The following is a 19,787-nucleotide window of genomic DNA, read 5'->3' on the forward strand; positions in this document are numbered from 1 at the left end:
TTCGTCATTCCTCCAGGGAATGAATGATATTCAAGGAGTAACAAAGATGGAACTCAAGCAGGAGCTAGTGGCGTTTCGCGCCGACTACGAGCGTACGGCACCGGCCGAGCGGATTGCGCTCTATAACGCCAAGGTGGAAGAACTGAGAGCGAGCTTCCCGATGGACCGGGTCCTCGCCGTGGGACAGGACGCACCTTATTTTGAGCTGCCCGGCGCGTCGGGGAGGGCGGTTTCGTTCGCGGAAGTTCTTCAGAAGGGCCCCGCCGTTCTGGTGTTCTATCGTGGTGGGTGGTGCCCCTACTGCAACATTCAGCTCAGAGCGTACCAACAGGCGCTGCCGGAAATAGTGCAACTCGGCGCCACCCTGGTTGCCATTTCGCCCCAGTTGCCGGATGGGTCACTCTCCACCGCCGAGCGCAATGCGCTCGACTTCGCGGTTCTGAGCGACGCCGGCAATGGCGTCGCCCAGTCGTTCGGTCTTGTGTATTCGCTTCCGGAGGAACTACGCCAGGCCTTGCGTTCGGTCGACAAAGCGCTGCCGGACATCAACGGTGACGAAAGCTGGGAACTGCCGGTTCCCGCGACCTTTGTGATCGCTAGCAATGGACGTGTCGCTTTGTCCCATGTCGACATTGACTACCGAGGGCGCTGCGAACCCGATGTCGTACTCTCAGCGCTTCGCTCGCTGCAATCGACGGCGTCGAACGTGCGCTCACCTGCCGCTTGAATTACCCAAGCCGCTCGGCTAATCGTTCGTCGAGCCCGCCCAGGTGCCTGGCGTGCGGCCCGCCCACGGCAAACTCGCTTCGAGTTGACCTGCAATACGGAAGAGCCGATCTTCCCGACCTGCTGACGCGACGAACTGCATGCCGATCGGCAGAGCGCTCGCTTCGTCGTTAAAGAGCGGCATCGACATGGCAGGCAATCCGGCTGCGTTGAATACCGGCGTGAATGGCGAGCTGCCGAATACGCGGTCGGTCCATTCGTGCCCGCTCATCGTCTCCGCGCCGAGTGCATACGTGCCGATTCGCGGCGCAAGATCAGGCAAGGTCGGCGTCAGCAACACATCGTAGCGGGAGAAAAACGCTGCCACGCTTCGGGTGACGGCATTACGTAAATCAAGCGCGCGGATGATGTCGATGCCGCCGATTCCGCGTCCCGTTCGATACACCGCGAGGGTCTGCGGTTCGAGTGTGGTCGCGTCGATTTTGCGGCCGGTCACCGCGGCCATGTCGTCGATCCATGCCGCGATGTTGACTGCCCACAGTACCGAGCTTGCGTGAACGAACGCTTCCCAGCTCACGCCTAGCGGCATTTCCGCGTCCTCGACCTCGTGATCCAGCGACGCGCAAAGTTGTGCCGTTGCAGCAAGACGTTCGAGGACCACGGGCTGAGTACGCTGGCCGCCCCAGGCCTGCGACAGCATGCCGATTCGCAAGCTGCCCGGCGGCGTGCTCACCTGGTCGAGATACCGCGATGTGGGCGGTGCGATCGTGAAGGCTTCTCCACCTGTTGCTCCCTGCACGGCGTCGAGCAACGCCGCGCTGTCACGCACCGAGCGACTGACGCCGAGCTGTACCGCAAGGCCGTTGATGGCTTCGTCCAGCGCGGGACCGTTCGAGACGCGGCCACGCGTCGGCTTCAGACCGAACACGCCGGAACTGGCCGATGGAATGCGAATCGACCCGGCTGCATCGGTTGCGTGGGCGAACGGCACGATGCCCGCCGCGACCGCTGCCGCCGCGCCGCCGCTGGAGCCCCCCGCGCCGTGCTCGAGATTCCACGGGTTGCGCGTGGCGCCGCACAGCGCGGATTCCGTCGTGCCGCTCCACGCGAACTCGGGAATTGCCGTGCGTCCGAGCGTGACGAGGCCGGCGCTGCGAAAACGTTGCATCAGAATCGAATCCTCGGTGGGCGTGAAACCTGAGGACAGACGGCTGCCGAATTCGAGTTTCCTGCCCGCCATGGTCACGCCGACGTCCTTGATCAGGAACGGCACGCCCGCGAGCGGCGACCGACGCGCTAGCGCCGGCGCGACATCCGCAATTTCCGGCTGCCATGTTTCGATCACCGCGTTGATCTGCGGGTTCACCGATTCGCAAGCGCGAAGGGCCGTTTCGGCAAGCTCTTGCGGACTGAGTTCGCCGCGACTGACAAGATGGCCCAGACCGACAGCGTCGTAGCTGATGTACTCCGACAGTTTCATCATGGAATGCTCCCAGGCGATGACAAACACGGCGGGGCCGTAGTGCCATCATGTTGAGATACCGGTCGGTATCTTTGTGGGCTGGTATACTGATACCGACTGGTATCACTGTCAAGGCGATATGAAGAAAATCCACAGTAGTGAAAAGCGCGTGAGCGGCTCGGTGAAGTCGGCAACTAGAGCGACGGGGAAGGTGGCCGCCACGGCTCCCGTCAAGCTCGCGGTCAAGCGTGGTGCGAAGGCGAAGGCGTCAGGCGCGGTAAAGCAGGATCCACCGCGCGAGCGTGTACTCGCCGCCGCCACGGAGCTCTTTTATAACGAGGGAATTCGCGCTACTGGCGTCGAAGCGATCGCGGCGCATGCGAGCACCACGAAGATGGCGCTCTATCGTCACTTTCAGTCGAAGGACGCGCTGATCGTCGAATGGTTGCGCCAGGTCACCGCCCACTATTGGGCGGCGTTCGATCGCATCGAAGCGGCTCATGCCGACGATCCGCGCGCGCAGATTCTCGGCTGGGCCACCTTTGCCGCCGACGAAGTGGCGGCGTGGTCGCATCGCGGTTGCCCGTTCATCAATTCGATTGCGGAGTTGCCGGACCGAGATCATCCGGCACGGCAACTGATCGAGGAACATAAGGCGCGGCAGTGGACGCGACTCGCCGGACTGTGCGAAGCGGCGGGTCTCGCTTCGCCGGACGATACCGCGGCCGAGATCATGATGGTTCTCGAGGGCGCGCAGGTTGCGGCGCAGAACAAGTCGGTCGCCGAGATCGGCACCCGGCTACTGCGTATTGTTGAGGCGATTGTGACGCGACAAGCGGCTTGGGCGAATGAAGCGAAGCGGAAGCCGAAGAAAAAATTAACTAGAAGTTAATCCGTGCCGGGCGTGGGTTTCCGAAAGCGGTCACTCACGAGTGTGTTTCGACTATGAACATTCGGGCTTGCTGGGCTTCCTGACGTTCGGCCTTGATCGGCGCATACCTCTCGGAATGGTAGAAGGCTTGCGCCTGGGCGAGAGTCGGAAACTCAAACACGCCAGCCATCGGCAACGGCACCTCGTCCCCCTCCAGAATCTGCGCAACAGGACCGAAATGTAGAATCCGCCCGCCTGCCTCTTCCAGCGCGGCCTGAAAGCGCGGCGCGAGCGCGGCCTGCCTGGCGGAGTCGATGACGCGCAGATTGACGTGTACGTAGGCTGGCATTGTGCCTCCACTAATAATGCATATACATTATTATAGGAAGATGAGGTTGTCAACGAGGTCGATATGAAGGGTTTAGATCGCGAATCTTTGATGGGCGTCGAAGCGGAGTGTCCGGGCTTCCAGGCTCGTGTAACGGCGCGTGCACTCACGCGGTACTACAACGCGTGCCTCAAGCCGCTTGGGCTGACGGCCGAGCAATTCAGCCTTCTGGTTGGGATCGGCGCAGCCGAGGGCACGACGCTCGTCGACCTCGCGGATAAAGCCGGGGTCGATCCAACGACCCTCAGCCGAAATGTTCAGAATCTGGAAAGCCGAGATCTGGTCCGCGCTACAGGCGGACGTGGCCGTGCCGGAAAGCGGCTAGCGTTGACGGCATCCGGGCGTCGACTCATGGCCGATGCGTTCCCGGTGTGGAAGATGGCCAAGGCGGAACTCGCCGGTCGCATGGGCGATGAAAAACTTCGTTCGGCAAGGCAGGCGATGGCTGAGCTAGCCCAGGCCGCGGAATCCTCGTGTGCGTAGCATGGCTTTGGTGGGGCGAGGTTCGAGGTCAGTGTCGGTGACTTCGAGCCGAATGCAATAGGCGTCGTTCAGGTCGGTTTCGATCAATCCCGGAGAGTCTTCCGCAAGAAGATCCTCGAATGACCGAGCGGATAATCGGGCAATTCACCAAACGGAACGTAACCAAGGCGCTCGTAAAACGGCTTCGCCTGAAAGTCGTGCGTATCGAGCCATGCACTATGGCAGTCTCGTGATAGCGCTTCCTCTTCGGCCAACTGCATGAGGTGCTTTCCTACGCCCGCGCCTCGGGCCTTTTCAGGGACGACGAGGAGGTCGATGTGAAGCCATCCATAAGCTGTTGCGCCCCATAGCCCGCCGACAACCTCATCTGTATCGTCGGTCAGCGTGATTACAAGAAGGCGAAAGTTGTTCGGACCAGCTTGGCTCTCGTTGAATCGCCCAAGCGGGGCGGCGATTCGCGCGCGGACCGTGGTGTCTGCAGCGTCAGTCAGGGCGTATCTGAACGTCATTGAATGTTTCCCGTTGTTATCGATTGTCAAAAAACGGATTGTTGTTGGTTCAGCGGTGGTGGTTACGCGTCAGAATACTTTAAGCGAACAGCAGTCGGCTGCGTTGTTTCCGAAAAACGGACCAACGCTATTAGGTTGTTGGATTCGTCAAAGTACATCTGCAGGTTGAATTCGACCATGACCGCCTATAGCTCAATATCCTTGGTCGCAAGTGCGGCGCGTCGGACAACGATTTCGAAACCCCGCGGTACTTTTATCCGCATTTGGCTAGAGCAAATGGCTAACGGGTGTCGACGATCTTCAGTGTGGTGTCGAACGGCCGTTTCTGGCAGCCGAACACGGGTTTCTGGTCGGCGCAGGCGATCGTCGCTCGCACCGTGTGGTGGACTTCCGTAGTCGACCCACAAGGAACAGTTAACTTTCTCAACAACGGACGTTACACACCGCAAGTCTTAGGCTTCCGAGGCGTTTTCCATTCCGAAGCGTCACTATGCGATTACGCGTGGCGTCACGGGCCTGTCGAGCCGCAGCGATCTGTCGACTTACGCCCGCCAATTGCGTGTGGTCGCAGTCGGCGACAATGTGAACGCCGCCGATGCAATGGCGGCCTATCTTCAACGGAAAAGACTGATTGCCGTGTCGCCTACAGCGGTGTCGAAGCCATCGCCGGCGGCCGATAAGCACGCCTCATGCTTCCTCGATCCGCGCACCCCACTACACGAACGCAGAAGTCCTCGCGATTTCTTGCCTTTTTCCAGTCAATGGCGAGCAGCACGAGCGTCGGCGAAAGATAACTGCGACGAACACATTCTTCGAAGCACTCCGCGGTTCGGGCGGAGGAACGGTGTGGAGTGCAAGCGGTGGCGGATTCGTGTCGGATCAAAAGCGCGGATTTGCGAGCACGTAGAACAGCCCGGCCGACATGGCCATCGTCACCGGCAGCGTCACAAGCCAAGTCAGCGCGATGCGCAGGAGCATGCCACCTTGCACGCCCTGACCGCCTGCGGCCATCGTGCCGGCGATGCCGGACGTAACGATATGCGTCGTGCTCACCGGCAAACCCGTGAAGCCGGCCGTGCCGATCAGAATCGAGCCGACCAGTTCCGCGCTCGCGCCTTGGCCTGGCGTCATATGCTGCTTGCCGAGCCGTTCGCCGAGCGTGCGTACGACTCGCTTGTAGCCGACCATCGTCCCGATACCGAGACACAACGCGCTCAGCATACGAACCCAGAGCGGCGCGTATTCGACAGGCTCGCTCATGTCCTTCATCAGATCGGCCGCCTGCTTCTTTTCCTGCTCGCTGGCGCTTTTGGCTTCGCTGACGTGCTTGAGTTGCGACACCACTTCGTAGATGTCGCCACGCAATTGCGAGCGCGTGGCGCGTTCGCCGTCCTGTCCGGACGCGCCCGATTTGAGTTCCGACGCCTGCGTTTCCAGTTCGGACTGCGCTTTCTGCAAGGCGGTGGCCGCCTTGAGTGCGTGATCCTTGACGTCGTCGCCATATTTCTGGATGAGTGGTAACGCGGCCGACGCGCGCTGTCCGAGTTGTGTCAACTGATTCGTTGCTTCCGGGTTTAGTGCATAGCTAGCGGGCAACAGTCCGATGATCGTCAGCATGATCAGGCCGATGCTTTTTTGACCGTCGTTCGTGCCGTGCGAAAAGCTGACCGACGTACACGTGAGAATGAGCAGTCCGCGCAGCCACCACACAGGCGGCTGACCTTCTTTGGGCGGCTCGAACAGATGCCCGCGCCGCACGACGAGGCGAAGCAAGCCATACAGGCCGCCCGCGAGCACGAAGCCGAGCACCGGCGAAACAGCGAGCGCTTCCAGCACCTTGATGATCTGCTGCCAGTCGACGCCCTGGCGGAGATCGCGCGACTTCAGCACCGCGTCCGCCGACGCTACGCCAATCAGCGCACCGATGATGCAATGCGAACTGCTATTCGGGATCGCGAACGCCCAGGTCAAGACGTTCCACAGCAACGCCGACAGAAAGATCGACACAAGCATGGGCACGGCTGGCGAGCCATTGGGCGGCGTGAGGACATCGGGCGGAAGAATCTCGACTAGCGCGTAGGCCACGGCAATGCCGCCGACCAGCACGCCGACGAAGTTCATCAAACCGGACCAAACGACGGCCTGCACGGGCTTGAGCGACTGCGTGTAAATCACGGTCGCGACGGCGTTGGACGAATCGTGGAAACCGTTGGTGGCTTCGAATGCCAGCACCATCACGAAGCAAACAACCAGCATGACGATGACGACGCTGGACGACGGCATGAAATGAACGAGCATTCGCACTCCCGCAAAGAGTTGGGGGACAAACTCGCGGATGTCGGCCTGTTGCTCCGTGAAGGCGAACGGTTGATCGTAGACGGCGATGATGAACGTTTTAAGTCGGTAAAGGAGCCCGTCAGCCCGCGACGTGTCGGACTTACCGCAACCATTACATTCGCATTGCAGCGTTAGGCGCAAATTCAGGGACAGCCATTCATGTTAATAGCGGTCGATTAATTCTTATGATCTTTTCAAAATCGGCTAGAGCGACAAGGTTTTACTCAACACTCGGCGGCGCTGAAAAGCAGACCTGTTGTGCATTTTTTGCACAAGACAACTCGCCGCTATCGGTGGCACTGTTGAGCGTGCCTCCGTACCCATCAAACCTCATAGAGGTTCCCCGTCAAGGACTGACTGTGGGTGCGCCGGCATGCGATTGTTATCAATCTACGCGACAGCAACGAGTGGCCGAAAATGGCCGCTCGGCGACCACCATTATCCGGGGGCAGACGCTCACACCTTCACAGTGTCTTCACGGCGGTGGCAGCGAGCGATCGGTCTTGCAACGCTTGAGCGGAAGCAGCTTTGCGGAGTAAAGCCGTAAGGCTTTACCGGTGCCTTTGTCGACATCCATATCAATGCAGGCGCATCCGTAGCCATGCCCGCCCGCATTGGTGACGACCCAATCACCAGACGTCATGTCAGGAAGATCGTCGAACCCCGGAACCGGGCTGTCTCCCATAACAGAAAGAGTCCAGCTTCCATCCTTGTCGTCGAGCCACCAGTTGGCGGGCGTCGGGTTCTGCAACCAACCACAGCGACTTCCCCGGGTACCCGCAACCGCATGGGTGCCGAACGATGCAATCAAGATGTAAACGAAAGACGCGCGTACTACGTGACGAAAACACATGACAGAGAAAATCCCGACTGATGGTATGTTGGATGCGTTGACCACACTGACCGGACACTCGATTTTTTGACGCCACCCGTGCAGATATGCCGACGGTTCATTGCAGCTCGGATAAGCCTGACATATGTTGATTTTTGCGCTGGCCAACCTGTGCCTCGTGCGATTGGCCCAAGCCGACCCTGTAAACGGCCGTTCGGCCGTCCACTTAGCGGACGTTCAATGCCGTCATCAGATCTCGACAGTAATCGGCCGCATGGCCACCCCCGCACCTCCAGCCATCAATCGCGAAATTCTGCTGCTGTCGACGTCAAGAACGACTTGGATGACGCTCGGCGACGGCGGCTGCATCAAGCGGCCCTGTTCAATGGCTATTTCCGTGTCGCTCACACCCATACGCTCGTATAGAAAGCACGCCAGAGGCCCAGCTGCCGTTCCCGTCGCCGACTCTTCGGCAATTCCGAAACGTGGCGCGAACATGCGGGCTCCAGCGTGGCGACCCGGTACTTTCGTCGTGGTCGAGAATACGTAATAACCAACCAAGTCGAGGTCGTCGCTGATCGATTCGACAGATCGCTGGTCCGGACGGATCGCGGCCACGGACCGCTCATCCGGTAATGCAACCATCAGAAAGCTGTTGCCCGTGTTGACTACTGTCGGGCTCGCCGTGCTGTAGATTTGGCCCGTCGATACGCCCATCGACTGTGCGATTTTTTCGGCGAGTTGGGACCCCCATTCGATTGTGCGATAGGTCGGGGAACGCTGTTCCATCAGAACGGTATTGCCATCAATTGCGATGTCCCTACATCCGTCGATCGTCTCCTTTGACGACCTGCCATCACTAACTCTGCCGAGTTGTCTCAAGAGTGAAAACGTGGCAATAGTGGCATGGCCGCAATGAGCAATCTGCCGCGTTGGTGTGAAAAATTCCAACTTGATCGTCGCGACATTCGATTTCGACACGAATGCAGTTTCCGATAGTGCGGCCTGCTGGGCGACATGCAACTTCTGCTTCACGGTGAGTTCATCCGCATCGATCACCACGCCGGCGGGATTTCCCCCGGTTTTTCCGTCTGTCAAAGCATTGACGATTTGTACTTCAACCCGCATTAGTCCTCCCGATAGACGAAACTTAGATAAAGAAGGGCGAGGCCACGCGCCTCGCGTGCATGCCGACGCTATAGGGTGATTGCACCCCGGCCAAGCTCAATGACACGTCCACCGACACGGATTTCGCCGCTCTCAGTCACTAAAAGCCGCAGCACACTGGGGCGACCTACCGCTTCGCCCTGTTCAATCTCAAATGCCGCCGGCAATTTGCCCTCATTGGCGAGCAGCCAACCGCCCAGGTTTGCGCAAGCTGAACCCGTGCCAGGGTCCTCCGAAATGCCTCCGCTTTGCTTTGCAAAGAAATAACGCGAGAGCACTCTTCCCGGCCGGGCAGAATCGAATGCGAACACGTAGGCAGTTTTTCTGCCGAGACTGCTTTGCGGCCAAATATCCAAACGTGCGCTGTCGGGCCGTGCACGGCGAACCGCGTCCGTACTGTTCAGAGCGAGCAGTAACTGCTCTGAACCTGTATTGACCCATACGGGCGACGTGAGAAAATCGTTTTCGTTCACGCCGAGCAGCGATGCAATTTCTCCGTCGGTCAAGGTACTGGCTGCTGTTCTCGGCTTGCCTGCATGCGGCGCTGCGAAGGTCCACACGTCCTAGTGTGCGCTTACCGGTATAACCCCCGCCTTGAACTCGAGAGTGAGGCTGTCACCGGTCTGGAGGACGTCTCGCACTACTTGCACAGTGCCGAGCGCCGGATGTCCGGCAAATGGCATTTCATAGCCTGGCGTGAAAACACGAACCTGCGCGCTTGCACGATCTGAAGGTAAAACAAACGTTGTTTCGGAAAGGTTGAAATGGGCGGCAAGAGCAAGCATTGTCAAATCGTCTAAGCCCCGTGCATCTTCGAACACGCACAACGGATTACCGCCAAAAGTAGACTCGGCAAACACATTTAGTAGGCGGAATGCGTAGGGCTTCATTCAATGGTTACCTTGGTGACAGATCGGCAATCGGCTATTGCGACATACTACCGGAGCAACCACTGTGGGATGTCGGACATCGCGCAGTTATCGACGATCAAATCACACCGATATCGACTCGCATCCAGACGCGGACGCCGATACCCCGAATATATGTGCCGCAGCATTGTTGACGATCTTGGTCATCGCGCCAAGTGACCGCTTCTGGCCGCTGTCTGCCTGACGGGATCGGCGCCATGTCACCCCTGAACGGCGGTTCACGCCATCCGGCGCCAGACCTCTAGTTCGCGGGTTTGGCACACTGCGCCGATGCATCATGGGCCTCAGATGGCCCGTAATTGAACAGCGGCTAATGGCGTCTCAAGAATTTCATCATCAATCTTTTCGACTCGATAAGCGGTCGAACCGGCCGCCCAAGAGACCGTCCTCTCGACCTCTCGATCCGCAAACAGCACAGCAGCGCGATCGTCGATAGCCAGGGTCGGTGGCATCCTTCCAAGACGCATTTCCGATAGAAAATTAATGCGTCGCTCTGGAATATTTATGTTGCTGTAATGGGCTGCGCAAGCTCCTTGAATCAGGCCTAGGCCCCGCTGCAAGCCGTAATTCCCCTGTTCGAACGGCCCACCTAAGCCCGTCTCAAACCAACACATAGCGCCTGCGCTCATACCGGCGAGGAGAATGCCCTGGTCCCACGCTTCCGAAAGAGTGCCATCCAAACTCCACTCGCGCCAAACCGCCAGCGCCGACCGGAGATGTCCACCACCAACGAATATTGCGTCTTGACTCAGAAGCCGTTGCTTATAGTCGGTGTACGGAATTACGTTGGAACCCCATCCGTTGAAGAACGAGAGATTTGACGTTTCGAAGCCTAGAGCTCCATAGGCGGCATGGAACTTGTCGATCTGCCCGGCGTTATCTCCGCTCGGAGTTGGAATAAAACAGATTCGCGGGCGAGACTTTCCCAACAACTCGTATATGTAGGCGTCGATGGGCGACGGCTCCTTTTCGGTCGTAAATCCGCCGCCACCAATTGCAAGAATCCGCCGCATTTATCCTCGCTTCCTATGGAAAGGTGCTCGCATCGTTGACGATCTACGAGCCAAAGTCGATTGGCCGCTCTTGCCCGCCTTCGGAAGCTCCTCGTCGGGGCGCGCGTCAAAATACTTCGAACGAACACCAGTCGGGCACAAACCCCTCGAAGATAAAAAAATCGTCGATGTATGTCAGACCAAGATTTTCCAATGACCTCATGCACTCGTCGGCTGCATCGCCTCCGAAAAACGGACCAAGCGATATCAGACTATTGGATTCGTCAAAGTACGTCCCAAAATTGAATTCGGCCATAACCGTCGATAGGTCTACATTCTTGGCCGCGAGCGCAGCCCGTTGGACAACGATTCCGAAATCTCTCGATACTTTCATCGTTATTTAGCCAGGGCAGACGGGTCCCCGCGATTGTCGACGATTTTGCGGCCCAGGTCGATTGTCCCTTCCTGGCCGACCCCGGTCCGACACAGACCTCGATGGAGCACCAATCGTCACAAATATGCGATCGGCATAAATCGACCCTGAAGGGACTTTCGATTCGCCCGATAGCGGCCGTTAAAAAGCTGTCGTATGGTCGCTTATACTTTGTCGTCCACTACAAACAAAAGCCGCCCGCATGAACCCGGTTCCACAAGATTTGCGAGCAGACTTCATAAGGCGCTTGCAGTCTCGCTACGACCAGACAGGTCCAGCGTCGTTGCTTTCGGTACACGACCTCGAACATTGGACCGAGATTGTTGGATCGACGAGGCGTGAAGCATACAACGCGTTAGCTCGGCAGCTGGCAGTTGGGTTTCACGAGGGCCGACTTCCCTTCTGGTTTTGTGACGCGGTAGCGATCGCTGTTGTCGGCTTCGTGTATGACGATTTTGCCTCGCACGGAGAAGACGCTTGGCCCAGGTTCTTTAACGAAGTCTATTTAGCCTTCGACGCCGGCGAAGTTGGTCGAACCGGAGAGGACCCGGTCGAGAAATACACGCGGCCGATGATAGCGAAAATTGTCCACGAATTAGAAAACGGCGCCGGATGACTGTTCCTGGCCGAAGTGGGATCTACAGGCCGAGAATCGTGATGCACTTATAGTCGTACTGACTGTCAGTGGTCCACGTCTCAATTTGCGATATCAGCGCACCGAGCGCGACACAATTCTCGTTCAGATTCTCAGCAAATCTATTTTTTGAATCGGTGAAGAGGAAGCCGATACGCTCGAGCATGGCCGGTCGGAGGGTCTCGACTTCCAGCCCACTTCGGATGTCCGTGAGGGCATTGATTATCTTCTCCCAGTCAGGCATCCAAATCTGAGTGAAAGCATAGTGATCGTAAGTCGGTGTGTATTTTTCGATCGTCGGTTCGATATACCCAAACACCTCTTCCTCGAAGAACAGCGAGCCATCATTCCAGCATCGATTTGAGTAGGCGCCTGCCATCACTTCGACATAGGCAGTACCTTCCAGCGATGCGCGGTCAGTGATTGCCCGGAACGGGCTAGCCGTACTCATTGATTGGCTCCTCCAGAATGTACGGAATCTGGATTGTGAGCGATCCGGCCAACGATGTCGACCGGCCGCTCTTGGCCGAACGGAGACGAATGACGACCGGCCTGGGCGACGAACCCAGTCGTCACGGCATTCAGGCCGAGCCGGTACATGTCGCAGAGAAACTGAGAAAGAGAAGCGTACCGAGAAGAAAACCTGCCAGTCCGATCGCACTAACGCCTTTGACGACACGCGAGCAGCGTGGCGTAGCGAGGTGTAAGCCCAGAAACCCACCACCAAATGAGCCAAACCTTGGAGCACGATCTTGTACAACTCGCACAACGGAATCAATGGAACAAGCTGATTCTGGATCGAGCATCACAGCTTGGTTTTTCGGATTGGTGGTTAACCGCCGGTTGCATCGCACAGTCGATATGGAATCTGGCTTCCGGTCGTGACGTTCACGCGGGCATCCGGGACTACGATCTTTTCTACTACGACCCAGATACGTCATGGGAGGCGGAAGACGCCGTGATTGAAAAAGCCCGGCGCCTGTTTGCGGATATCCCCGTCGAAGTACAAGTTCGCAACCAGGCCCGCGTACCGGTCTGGTACCAGACCAAATTTGGCGTTCCGTTTGGTGCCGTAAGCCGTGCGTCGGATGGGATCGATCGATTTCCCTGTGCGACGGTTGCAGTGGGTATCCGACGCCGCGAAGAGGGCCACGAGATTTACTCGCCCTTTGGTTTGCGAGACCTTTTTGAAGGACGCTTGAAGCCGAACAGGCTACTGCCCATACCTGATGTGTACGCCGAGAAAACCGAGCGTTGGCTGCGCGAGTGGCCGCATCTGTTGCGAGACTCCTGGTAGGTATCAGCTAAAATCACCGCAGTCGAGGCGGCCCCAACACTTAAGGCCGGGAAAACACATTGACGAGATTCCCATCCGGGTCACGCAATAGAAGCGAGCGATTTCCCCACGGCATCATCGTCGTCGGCATCACGACGGGTGTCCCCAACGCATTCATCCGTTCGAACACCGCGTCGACGTCCGCCACTTCGAACTCCAGAATCGCCGACTGATTCGCAGCCGCAATGGCCGCACCGGCATTAAAGCGCTGGATCAGAAGCTCGGACGAAATCGCAAGCACCGCGCCGTCGAATCGCATTTCGGCAAATCCATCGGCCGGCCGTGCGGCTTCGATACCGGAAAGCATTTGATAAAACTCGATTAGCCCATCGAGATTCTGGGTGACGACACGAACAGAGGCGAACTTCATGGTGAGCTCCTGGCTAAGAAAGGAGCCTCAGCTTAAAGGCCGACACTGTCAGATTCTGGCAGTATGGTGCGGCTTGCTACATCGTTGGCCTTTCGCCACTCGCGCAGCAGCGTCGATCGTCTTTTCGGGTAACGCTCTTCGATTTGCTCAACGGCCGAGATCCGGTCCGAGCGGAAATTCCGAAAGTCTGCCCGAAGCTCGCACCAGCACATTAGCACGCGGGCCTGGTCGAAATAGACCAGTGCAAAGGGCCAAACTACACGCTGCGAGTGAGTGTCGCTGCCATCCACGTAAGTGATATTGAGCTTTTGCTCTGCGCGGACTGCGGCACGTAGAAGATCCGTGGAAACGTTGTGGGCAGGTCTTTTCAACGGCGCGCCCACTAGCAGCGATGACTCTTCCAACTCGCGACGCAGTTCCATGGGCAGTACGGCAGCAACCTTCGCCAGTGTGCTCAGCGCGCCGGCCGACAACGTCTTGTCGCCGCGATCCGCGACCCAGCGCATGCCAAGAACCAGCGCGTCGAGTTCCTCTGAACTGAACATCATGGGCGGCAGCATGAAACTTGGTTTCATCACATAGCCCACGCCCGGTTCCCCTTCGATCATCGCGCCTTGCGCTTGCAAACTGGCGATGTCCCGATACAGCGTGCGGATGCTCACACCGAGTTCATCGGCCAATACCTGGGCGCTCACGGGGCGTCGATAGCGCCGCAACACTTGCAAGAGGTGAAGGAGACGTTCGGAGCGGGTCATACGTTGATCCTGATATCGACACACAAGCAGATCGACGCCAGCAGTCGGTTACTGCGAACCGAATGCAATAGGCGTTGTTCAGCGGATATCGGATTGTTGACGATCTATGCGGCGCTGTCGAGCTCACCTAATCCCTCCTGGTTGACGCCGTCACACCCCATCGCATAGCATCGCGGTTAGCGGTGCAGGCCGCTTCCGGGTCCGCGGAAAGGGTTGAACCCACCTGTAGGAGCGCTTCAACTATCTCACCATCCTTTGTGCTGGCGGTATTGCGGACCTTCGGCCATCAAATGCACGAGGATCCGTCATGAACAAGTTGCCTCCCAAGGCCAATCTCGACCATTTGAAGAAGCAGGCGAAAGAGCTGTTGCGCCTCTACCGCAACGGCAACGCCACCGCAGTCGAACGCTTCGTCCTTCATCTTCCCGCCGCCGCGCGCCGCACTGAGAAAGAAGTGCTGGCGCTTCAACTTCGCCTGCACGATGCGCAGTCCTGCATCGCGCGCGAGTACGGTTTTTCTTCCTGGGCGGATCTCGCCGCGTATGTCGAGGCCAGCGCTTTCGCGCATCACGAACAGGCCATGCTGAACCGCCGCTGGCTGAGGCTGACCTATGGCGGCGACGTAACCGGCAGCTACGACGCGGCACGGCCACGCGTTGCCGCCCAACTCTTACGGGACCACGCCGACCTTCTCACCAGCGACCCCTACGCGGCCTGCGCAATGGGACGTCTCGACGTGATCTCGCGGACGATAACCGCCGATCCCGATTGGATCAACCGCGCGGGCGGCGCGCTCAACCTTCCGCCGCTCGTCGCGGTGACCCACTCATGCCTGGGACGGCTGCCGGAATTCGCCGCAGCACTACGCGAATGTGCACTTTATTTCTTGCGCACTGGGGCTAATCCAAACCAGCGTATCGGCAATCGCTTGCCACCGGCTTCCCTCGCAACGCCTGACGACACGGAACCTTTATCCGCCCTCTACGGCGCGGCCGGCGTGCTCCGCGATCCGGTTCTCACCGAGATGCTTCTCACGGCCGGCGCCGATCCCAATGATGGTGAATCGCTCTATCACTCGCTTGAAAATCCCGACTGCACGCGTCTGCTGCTGCAGCATGGCGCGCGTGTCGCCGGCACGAATGCCGTGTGGCGCGCGCTCGACATGCCGGAACCGGCCGCGCTCGAACTGCTGCTGGCTCACGGCGGCGACGCCAACGAGCCGGCCGGACCGGGCGTGACGCACACCTGGCGAACTCCGCTGCTGCGTGCGATCGCGGTGCGCCGATCACGCGGACATATTGCCGCGTTGCTGACGGCGGGCGCCGATGCGACGGCGCGAACGGGCGCCGGCATCAGTGCTTACCGACTGGCGACGCAAGTGGGTCTACCGGAGGTCACCGAGTTGCTGCGCGCCCATGGCGTGCAGGAAGACCTCACCGCGGATGACGACTTCATCGCCGCCTGTGGCCGCGCCGACGCGACCGAGGCGCGACGGATTCAGGCTCACTATCCGGGGTTGCCGGGCTCGCTGTCGGACGACCAGCTCCGGTTAATGCCCGACGCCGCGGCATGGGGATCGAGCGCCGCGGTCAAGGTCATGGTCGAACTCGGTTGGCCGATTGCCGCGCGTGGAGGAGACTGGGACGCAACGGCGCTCAACCACGCCGTCTTTCATGGCGACGCGGAGCTGACTGCCTTTCTGCTCGCGCACGGCGCGAACTGGCGTGAGCGCCACGGCTATGGCGACGACGTGCTCGGCACGCTGTCCTGGGCTTCGCTCGGCGAGCCGGGCGGCTCGGACAATCCGGATTGGATCGGCTGTGCTCGCGCGCTGAAGGTTCATGGCCTTCCACCTGTGGAGCAGGATCCGGCGGATCCGGAGCGGCTCATCATTGAAGGTCGGGTGAGGCGGTTTTCCGAAGCGGTGACGGAAGTCTTGCTGGGCGACAGCGGCGCGACTTCCGAAGCGAGCTGAATCGAGCTGAATCGAACTGACGCGACTCGCTCTTTGCCAACCACGCCGTAGCAATCGCCATCGTTTAGCACGACGGCGGCGCTGGCCATGCCGCAAAGCATCGGCCAGCGCCGCGTGTCGTCACTACCGCTGCGCAGCTTAGCCGATCGGCCAGTTGAGCACGGCGATGCCGTCGTTGTAGTCGCCGTCGCTACCATCTTCCGAGCCGACCAGCGCGAAATTCAACTTGTTCGTGAGCGTTGTCTGAACCGACACGAGGTCCGACTGCCGGCCGTTGACCGACACCTTGATCTGCACGGCGCCGTGGCCCGAATTGAGCACTTGCGTGCCGATGACCTTGTTGTCGGTGCTTTGACCGTTGAACGTAGCGCGGACCTCGTTGTCAACGAAGACCTGGATCGTTTGAACATTGGACGAATTAGCGAAACCCGTCACACCAAAACGGATGTTTGCAGGGAGGTTGAATACGCCTTGCTGAGCCATGTGTTTCTCCAGGAAAGGGAGCGTTTCCCACATTACGCGAGCCGACATCGGAAGCGTCATTCAGGCTCGAACGGGCGCGCGGATCGAAGACCGTCACAGCGTGGAGATCGCGGAATCACGCTGTCGCCGACGTAATGTAGACACGTTGCCTGGGTCACGTAGCTATCAAGGTGAGCAGGTCCGCGGCACTGTCACATTGCCGGGATTCCTGTCGATGCAGCCGAAGCGGGCATTGAAGATGCTTGTGAAGCCGCCTGCATTTCAGGTCGGCTTGTCTCTGCCGGATGGCGACTGTCGATGAGACGCGTGGTCGGCGATCAGCCGTCGCATGGTGGCGAGCAGCAGGGGACCCTCCACTGGCTTACGCAGGAAACCGTCATAGCTGACGAAGGCGGGCGGACTCGGCTCGCCGGAAACGAGGATGAATGCGACGTCGGGTATGTCCGGCAGCGTGCGCAACTGGTGACACAGTTCGCTGCCCGACATGACCGGCATGCGCCAGTCCGCCACCACGATATCGACAGGGAAATCGATGAACTGGGCCAACGCCAACTGGCCGTTGCTTGCCATCGTGACTTCATATCCGTCGGCGGCGCAGCAGGCGCTCCATGCGGCCAACGCTTCCAGATCGTCATCTACCAGCAGAACACTTGCCATACCGAACTCTTCTCCATCTCTGACCTCCTAATTGGTCAGTTTTAAGCGCCGGAAGTTCGGCGCCTGCGCCGATCGACGTTGCCGATTTTTATGCCGCAGCGCGGCCATCAAAATATCCTAAAAAAGGATCATTTCGATCAGATTAATTCATTTTTTTAGATGGGTAGTCGTGCGTATGCTTCAGGCATTGGGAACACCGCAGGCGGCCGGCTTCGACCGACACACCGCTCGCGCATCCCGGCAAATTCGAGGAAATACGTCATGTCCATTCCTGCCAACGCCCTCAACGCAGCGTCGCTGCATTCGGATCCGCATAGTTACGCGGCGCGCAACGGCGCCTACTGGCAACGTAACCTGGCGGTCTGCGTGTTTGGGTCGTTCACGACGCTGGTGAGCCTGAGCATGCTGCTGCCGTTTCTGCCGTTGTACGTGGAGCAGCTCGGCATCCATTCGCCGGGCGCGATCGTACAGTGGTCGGGCGTGGCATTCGGCGCGACGTTTTTCGGCACGGCCGTCACCGCGCCGCTTTGGGGGCGTCTCGCCGGTCGCTATGGCCGCAAGCCGATGCTCGTGCGTGCGGCGATCGGCATGGCGGTCGTGATGTCGTTGATCGGCCTCGCTCACAACGTGACCGAGCTCGTCGTGTTGCGTCTCGCGGCCGGGTTGATCGGCGGCTACGCGTCGGCATCGATCGTCATGATCGGAACCCAGGTGCCGCGCGAGCGTGCCGGCTGGGCGCTCGGCGTGCTGTCGACCGGTGCGTTGGCCGGCAATCTGATCGGGCCGCTGGTGGGCGGCTTTCTGCCGACGTGGGTGGGAATTCGCGGCACGTTCTTCGTCGGCGGCGCGATGATCGCCGTGGCGGCCGTCGCGACGATCTTGCTGGTGCGCGAAAATTTCAACAGCGCCGTCGACGCAAAAGCAAAGCCGGTCGCGAAAGAACAGTCTGGTGTGAAGCCGAATCGCGCGGTGATTCCCGCGCTGCTCGTTACGGCGATGATGGTGCTGCTTGCCAATATGTCCATCGAACCGATCATCACGGTGTATATCGGCGGCTTGGGCGTGCCGCATGCGGATCTCGCGCGCGTGGCCGGCATCGTGATGGCGTGCTCGGCGTTCGGCAGCATGCTGACCGCTTCGCGGCTTGGGGCGCTCGCGGACCGGGTTGGTAGCTGGAACGTGATTATTGGCTGCCTGATCGCCACGGCGCTGGTGATGTTGCCGCAAGCGTTCGTTACGCACTGGTGGCAATTGGCCGCGCTGCGCGGAATCATGGGCATGACGATCGCCGGCCTGTTGCCTTCCATCGCGAAACTGGTGCGCCATTCGGTCGACGAACAAAGCTCCGGCACGACCTTGGGCTATCTGCAGTCGGCGCAATTCACCGGGCAAGTTGTTGGGCCGTTGATCGGCGGAAGTATTGGCGCGCACATTGGCCTGCAACCGGTATTTTTCGTGACCGCTTCGCTGCTCGTGTTGTGTGCGGGCCTCAATCAGTGGATGCGCAGCCGGGCTGCGTGATGTGAGAGGATAGCCAGCTTGTCGACGCATGCGAAAAGCTTTACACCAACTACCGGATTCCTATGAAAACGCCACGCCCCGTTGCGCTTGTCACCGGCTCGACCTCCGGTATCGGCGCCGCCATTGCCCGACGGCTTTCGCAAGACGGTTTCTCCGTGGTCGTGCATTCGCGCAGTTCGGCGGAAGCGGGGCAGGCTCTCGCGAACGAACTCGAATCCGCCCTCTACGTCCAGGCTGATCTTGCCGACGACGCCGACAGGGTGAGGCTCGTTCGCGAAGCCATCGACGCCTGGGGACAGCTCGACGTCCTGGTGAACAACGCGGGGATTAGCCGCGTGATTCCGCACGCGGACCTGGCCGCCGCGACGCCCGCCATCTGGCAGGAACTGCACGAAGTCAACGTTGTGGCGCCGTTCCGGCTGGTAGCCGAGGCGGAGTCGGCACTGCGCGCGGCGGCTCAGCGCGGCCGCGCCGGCAGCGTGGTGAACGTGAGTTCCCATGCCGGCGTGCGTCCCAAGGGCGCCTCGATTCCGTATGCCGCGAGCAAGGCCGCGTTGAACCACATGACCCGCCTGCTCGCGCTGTCGCTGGGACCGGAGATTCGCGTGAACGCGGTCGCGCCGGGTCTCGTCGATACGCCGCTGACCGCCGACTGGACACAGGCGCAACAACTCTGGAAGGAACGCTCGCCCATGCGTCGAGCCGCCAGCCCCGACGATATCGCCCAGGCCGTCGCCATGCTGGTGGCCTCGGACTACCTGACGGGCGAGATTCTGCTCTCAGACGGTGGGTTGAATCTCACATAGTGAGTTTGAGGGCGCGTTTTCCGAAAGCTTGCCGATAGCGAGCGATACCGCGAAATAGGCCGTAATTTCAGGCATTTCCTGATTCAGGTTATGCGCGTTGATGCCGTTATACAGCGACAAC

The 19,787-nt window shown here is 59.5% G+C and carries 20 protein-coding genes and 1 pseudogene; 8 read left to right on the forward strand and 13 right to left on the reverse strand.

From position 1 onward, the window contains the following. Nucleotides 1-46 precede the first annotated feature (46 nt). On the forward strand, nt 47-727 hold the full coding sequence (locus tag FA94_RS23015; RefSeq protein WP_035555545.1) for a peroxiredoxin-like family protein: 681 nt from the start codon (nt 47-49) through the stop codon (nt 725-727). A gap of 18 nt (nt 728-745) precedes the next feature. Here the strand turns inward: FA94_RS23015 and FA94_RS23020 are convergent, their stop codons facing one another. Next, nucleotides 746-2,209: an amidase gene (locus tag FA94_RS23020; RefSeq protein WP_353611443.1), complete on the reverse strand. Its 1,464-nt coding sequence runs from the start codon at nt 2,207-2,209 to the stop codon at nt 746-748. 118 nt (nt 2,210-2,327) lie between these two features. Here FA94_RS23020 and FA94_RS23025 point away from each other — a divergent pair, with 118 nt between their 5' ends. Then, entirely contained in the window at nt 2,328-3,080 is a 753-nt protein-coding gene (locus FA94_RS23025) for a TetR/AcrR family transcriptional regulator (RefSeq protein ID WP_081936053.1), read from the forward strand. Nucleotides 3,081-3,114: 34 nt separating this feature from the next. On the opposite strand, the gene FA94_RS23030 is transcribed toward FA94_RS23025, so the two are convergent. Further along, nucleotides 3,115-3,408: a DUF1330 domain-containing protein gene (locus tag FA94_RS23030; protein ID WP_035555548.1), complete on the reverse strand. Its 294-nt coding sequence runs from the start codon at nt 3,406-3,408 to the stop codon at nt 3,115-3,117. A 63-nt stretch (nt 3,409-3,471) separates the two neighbouring features. On the opposite strand from FA94_RS23030, the gene FA94_RS23035 reads away from it, so the two are divergent. Further along, complete coding sequence (locus FA94_RS23035; protein ID WP_035555551.1) at nt 3,472-3,930, forward strand: MarR family winged helix-turn-helix transcriptional regulator; 459 nt, start codon at nt 3,472-3,474, stop codon at nt 3,928-3,930. A gap of 83 nt (nt 3,931-4,013) precedes the next feature. Here the strand turns inward: FA94_RS23035 and FA94_RS23040 are convergent, their stop codons facing one another. The 6 genes and pseudogenes from FA94_RS23040 to FA94_RS23055 all read right to left on the reverse strand — a co-directional run bounded on the left by FA94_RS23040 (nt 4,014) and on the right by FA94_RS23055 (nt 10,717). After that, nucleotides 4,014-4,439, reverse strand: coding sequence for a GNAT family N-acetyltransferase (locus FA94_RS23040; protein WP_035555552.1), 426 nt, complete (start codon nt 4,437-4,439; stop codon nt 4,014-4,016). Nucleotides 4,440-5,318: 879 nt separating this feature from the next. Further along, a complete protein-coding gene (locus tag FA94_RS23045; RefSeq protein ID WP_051980363.1) occupies nt 5,319-6,737 on the reverse strand; it encodes an inorganic phosphate transporter in 1,419 nt (472 codons plus the stop codon). A 514-nt stretch (nt 6,738-7,251) separates the two neighbouring features. Next, the gene (locus FA94_RS38170) at nt 7,252-7,776 is read right to left on the reverse strand and encodes a DUF4087 domain-containing protein (RefSeq protein WP_156126693.1); all 525 of its coding nucleotides are present in this window, start codon (nt 7,774-7,776) and stop codon (nt 7,252-7,254) included. A gap of 81 nt (nt 7,777-7,857) precedes the next feature. After that, nucleotides 7,858-8,736 (reverse strand): PhzF family phenazine biosynthesis protein, encoded by an 879-nt coding sequence (locus tag FA94_RS23050; protein ID WP_035555555.1) that lies wholly within the window; start codon nt 8,734-8,736, stop codon nt 7,858-7,860. A 68-nt stretch (nt 8,737-8,804) separates the two neighbouring features. Beyond that, nucleotides 8,805-9,665, reverse strand: a pseudogene (locus tag FA94_RS38175) (PhzF family phenazine biosynthesis protein). A 323-nt stretch (nt 9,666-9,988) separates the two neighbouring features. Continuing rightward, on the reverse strand, nt 9,989-10,717 hold the full coding sequence (locus FA94_RS23055; RefSeq protein WP_035555558.1) for a Type 1 glutamine amidotransferase-like domain-containing protein: 729 nt from the start codon (nt 10,715-10,717) through the stop codon (nt 9,989-9,991). A gap of 614 nt (nt 10,718-11,331) precedes the next feature. Here FA94_RS23055 and FA94_RS23065 point away from each other — a divergent pair. Then, the gene (locus FA94_RS23065; protein ID WP_156126694.1) at nt 11,332-11,745 is read left to right on the forward strand and encodes a hypothetical protein; all 414 of its coding nucleotides are present in this window, start codon (nt 11,332-11,334) and stop codon (nt 11,743-11,745) included. A 22-nt stretch (nt 11,746-11,767) separates the two neighbouring features. Here FA94_RS23065 and FA94_RS23070 read toward each other — a convergent pair whose 3' ends face one another. Continuing rightward, a complete protein-coding gene (locus tag FA94_RS23070) occupies nt 11,768-12,214 on the reverse strand; it encodes a hypothetical protein (RefSeq protein WP_035555566.1) in 447 nt (148 codons plus the stop codon). A gap of 276 nt (nt 12,215-12,490) precedes the next feature. Here FA94_RS23070 and FA94_RS23075 point away from each other — a divergent pair, with 276 nt between their 5' ends. Then, entirely contained in the window at nt 12,491-13,060 is a 570-nt protein-coding gene (locus FA94_RS23075) for a nucleotidyltransferase family protein (RefSeq protein WP_035555569.1), read from the forward strand. 40 nt (nt 13,061-13,100) lie between these two features. On the opposite strand, the gene FA94_RS23080 is transcribed toward FA94_RS23075, so the two are convergent. Further along, on the reverse strand, nt 13,101-13,469 hold the full coding sequence (locus tag FA94_RS23080; RefSeq protein WP_035555571.1) for a VOC family protein: 369 nt from the start codon (nt 13,467-13,469) through the stop codon (nt 13,101-13,103). Nucleotides 13,470-13,501: 32 nt separating this feature from the next. After that, the gene (locus FA94_RS23085; RefSeq protein ID WP_035555573.1) at nt 13,502-14,224 is read right to left on the reverse strand and encodes a helix-turn-helix transcriptional regulator; all 723 of its coding nucleotides are present in this window, start codon (nt 14,222-14,224) and stop codon (nt 13,502-13,504) included. Nucleotides 14,225-14,531: 307 nt separating this feature from the next. Here FA94_RS23085 and FA94_RS23090 point away from each other — a divergent pair, with 307 nt between their 5' ends. Beyond that, on the forward strand, nt 14,532-16,199 hold the full coding sequence (locus FA94_RS23090) for an ankyrin repeat domain-containing protein (RefSeq protein WP_035555576.1): 1,668 nt from the start codon (nt 14,532-14,534) through the stop codon (nt 16,197-16,199). A 138-nt stretch (nt 16,200-16,337) separates the two neighbouring features. Here FA94_RS23090 and FA94_RS23095 read toward each other — a convergent pair whose 3' ends face one another. Beyond that, nucleotides 16,338-16,682: a fucose-binding lectin II gene (locus tag FA94_RS23095; RefSeq protein WP_035555579.1), complete on the reverse strand. Its 345-nt coding sequence runs from the start codon at nt 16,680-16,682 to the stop codon at nt 16,338-16,340. Nucleotides 16,683-16,943: 261 nt separating this feature from the next. After that, the gene (locus tag FA94_RS23100) at nt 16,944-17,339 is read right to left on the reverse strand and encodes a response regulator (RefSeq protein ID WP_035555582.1); all 396 of its coding nucleotides are present in this window, start codon (nt 17,337-17,339) and stop codon (nt 16,944-16,946) included. 261 nt (nt 17,340-17,600) lie between these two features. On the opposite strand from FA94_RS23100, the gene FA94_RS23105 reads away from it, so the two are divergent. Both FA94_RS23105 and FA94_RS23110 read left to right on the forward strand, forming a co-directional pair. Continuing rightward, nucleotides 17,601-18,860, forward strand: a complete 1,260-nt coding sequence (locus FA94_RS23105; RefSeq protein WP_035555585.1) for an MFS transporter — start codon at nt 17,601-17,603, stop codon at nt 18,858-18,860. A 62-nt stretch (nt 18,861-18,922) separates the two neighbouring features. After that, entirely contained in the window at nt 18,923-19,666 is a 744-nt protein-coding gene (locus tag FA94_RS23110) for an SDR family NAD(P)-dependent oxidoreductase (RefSeq protein WP_035555588.1), read from the forward strand. Nucleotides 19,667-19,787 lie beyond the last annotated feature (121 nt).

This window comes from Burkholderia sp. 9120 (assembly GCF_000745015.1).
Classification (GTDB): domain Bacteria; phylum Pseudomonadota; class Gammaproteobacteria; order Burkholderiales; family Burkholderiaceae; genus Paraburkholderia.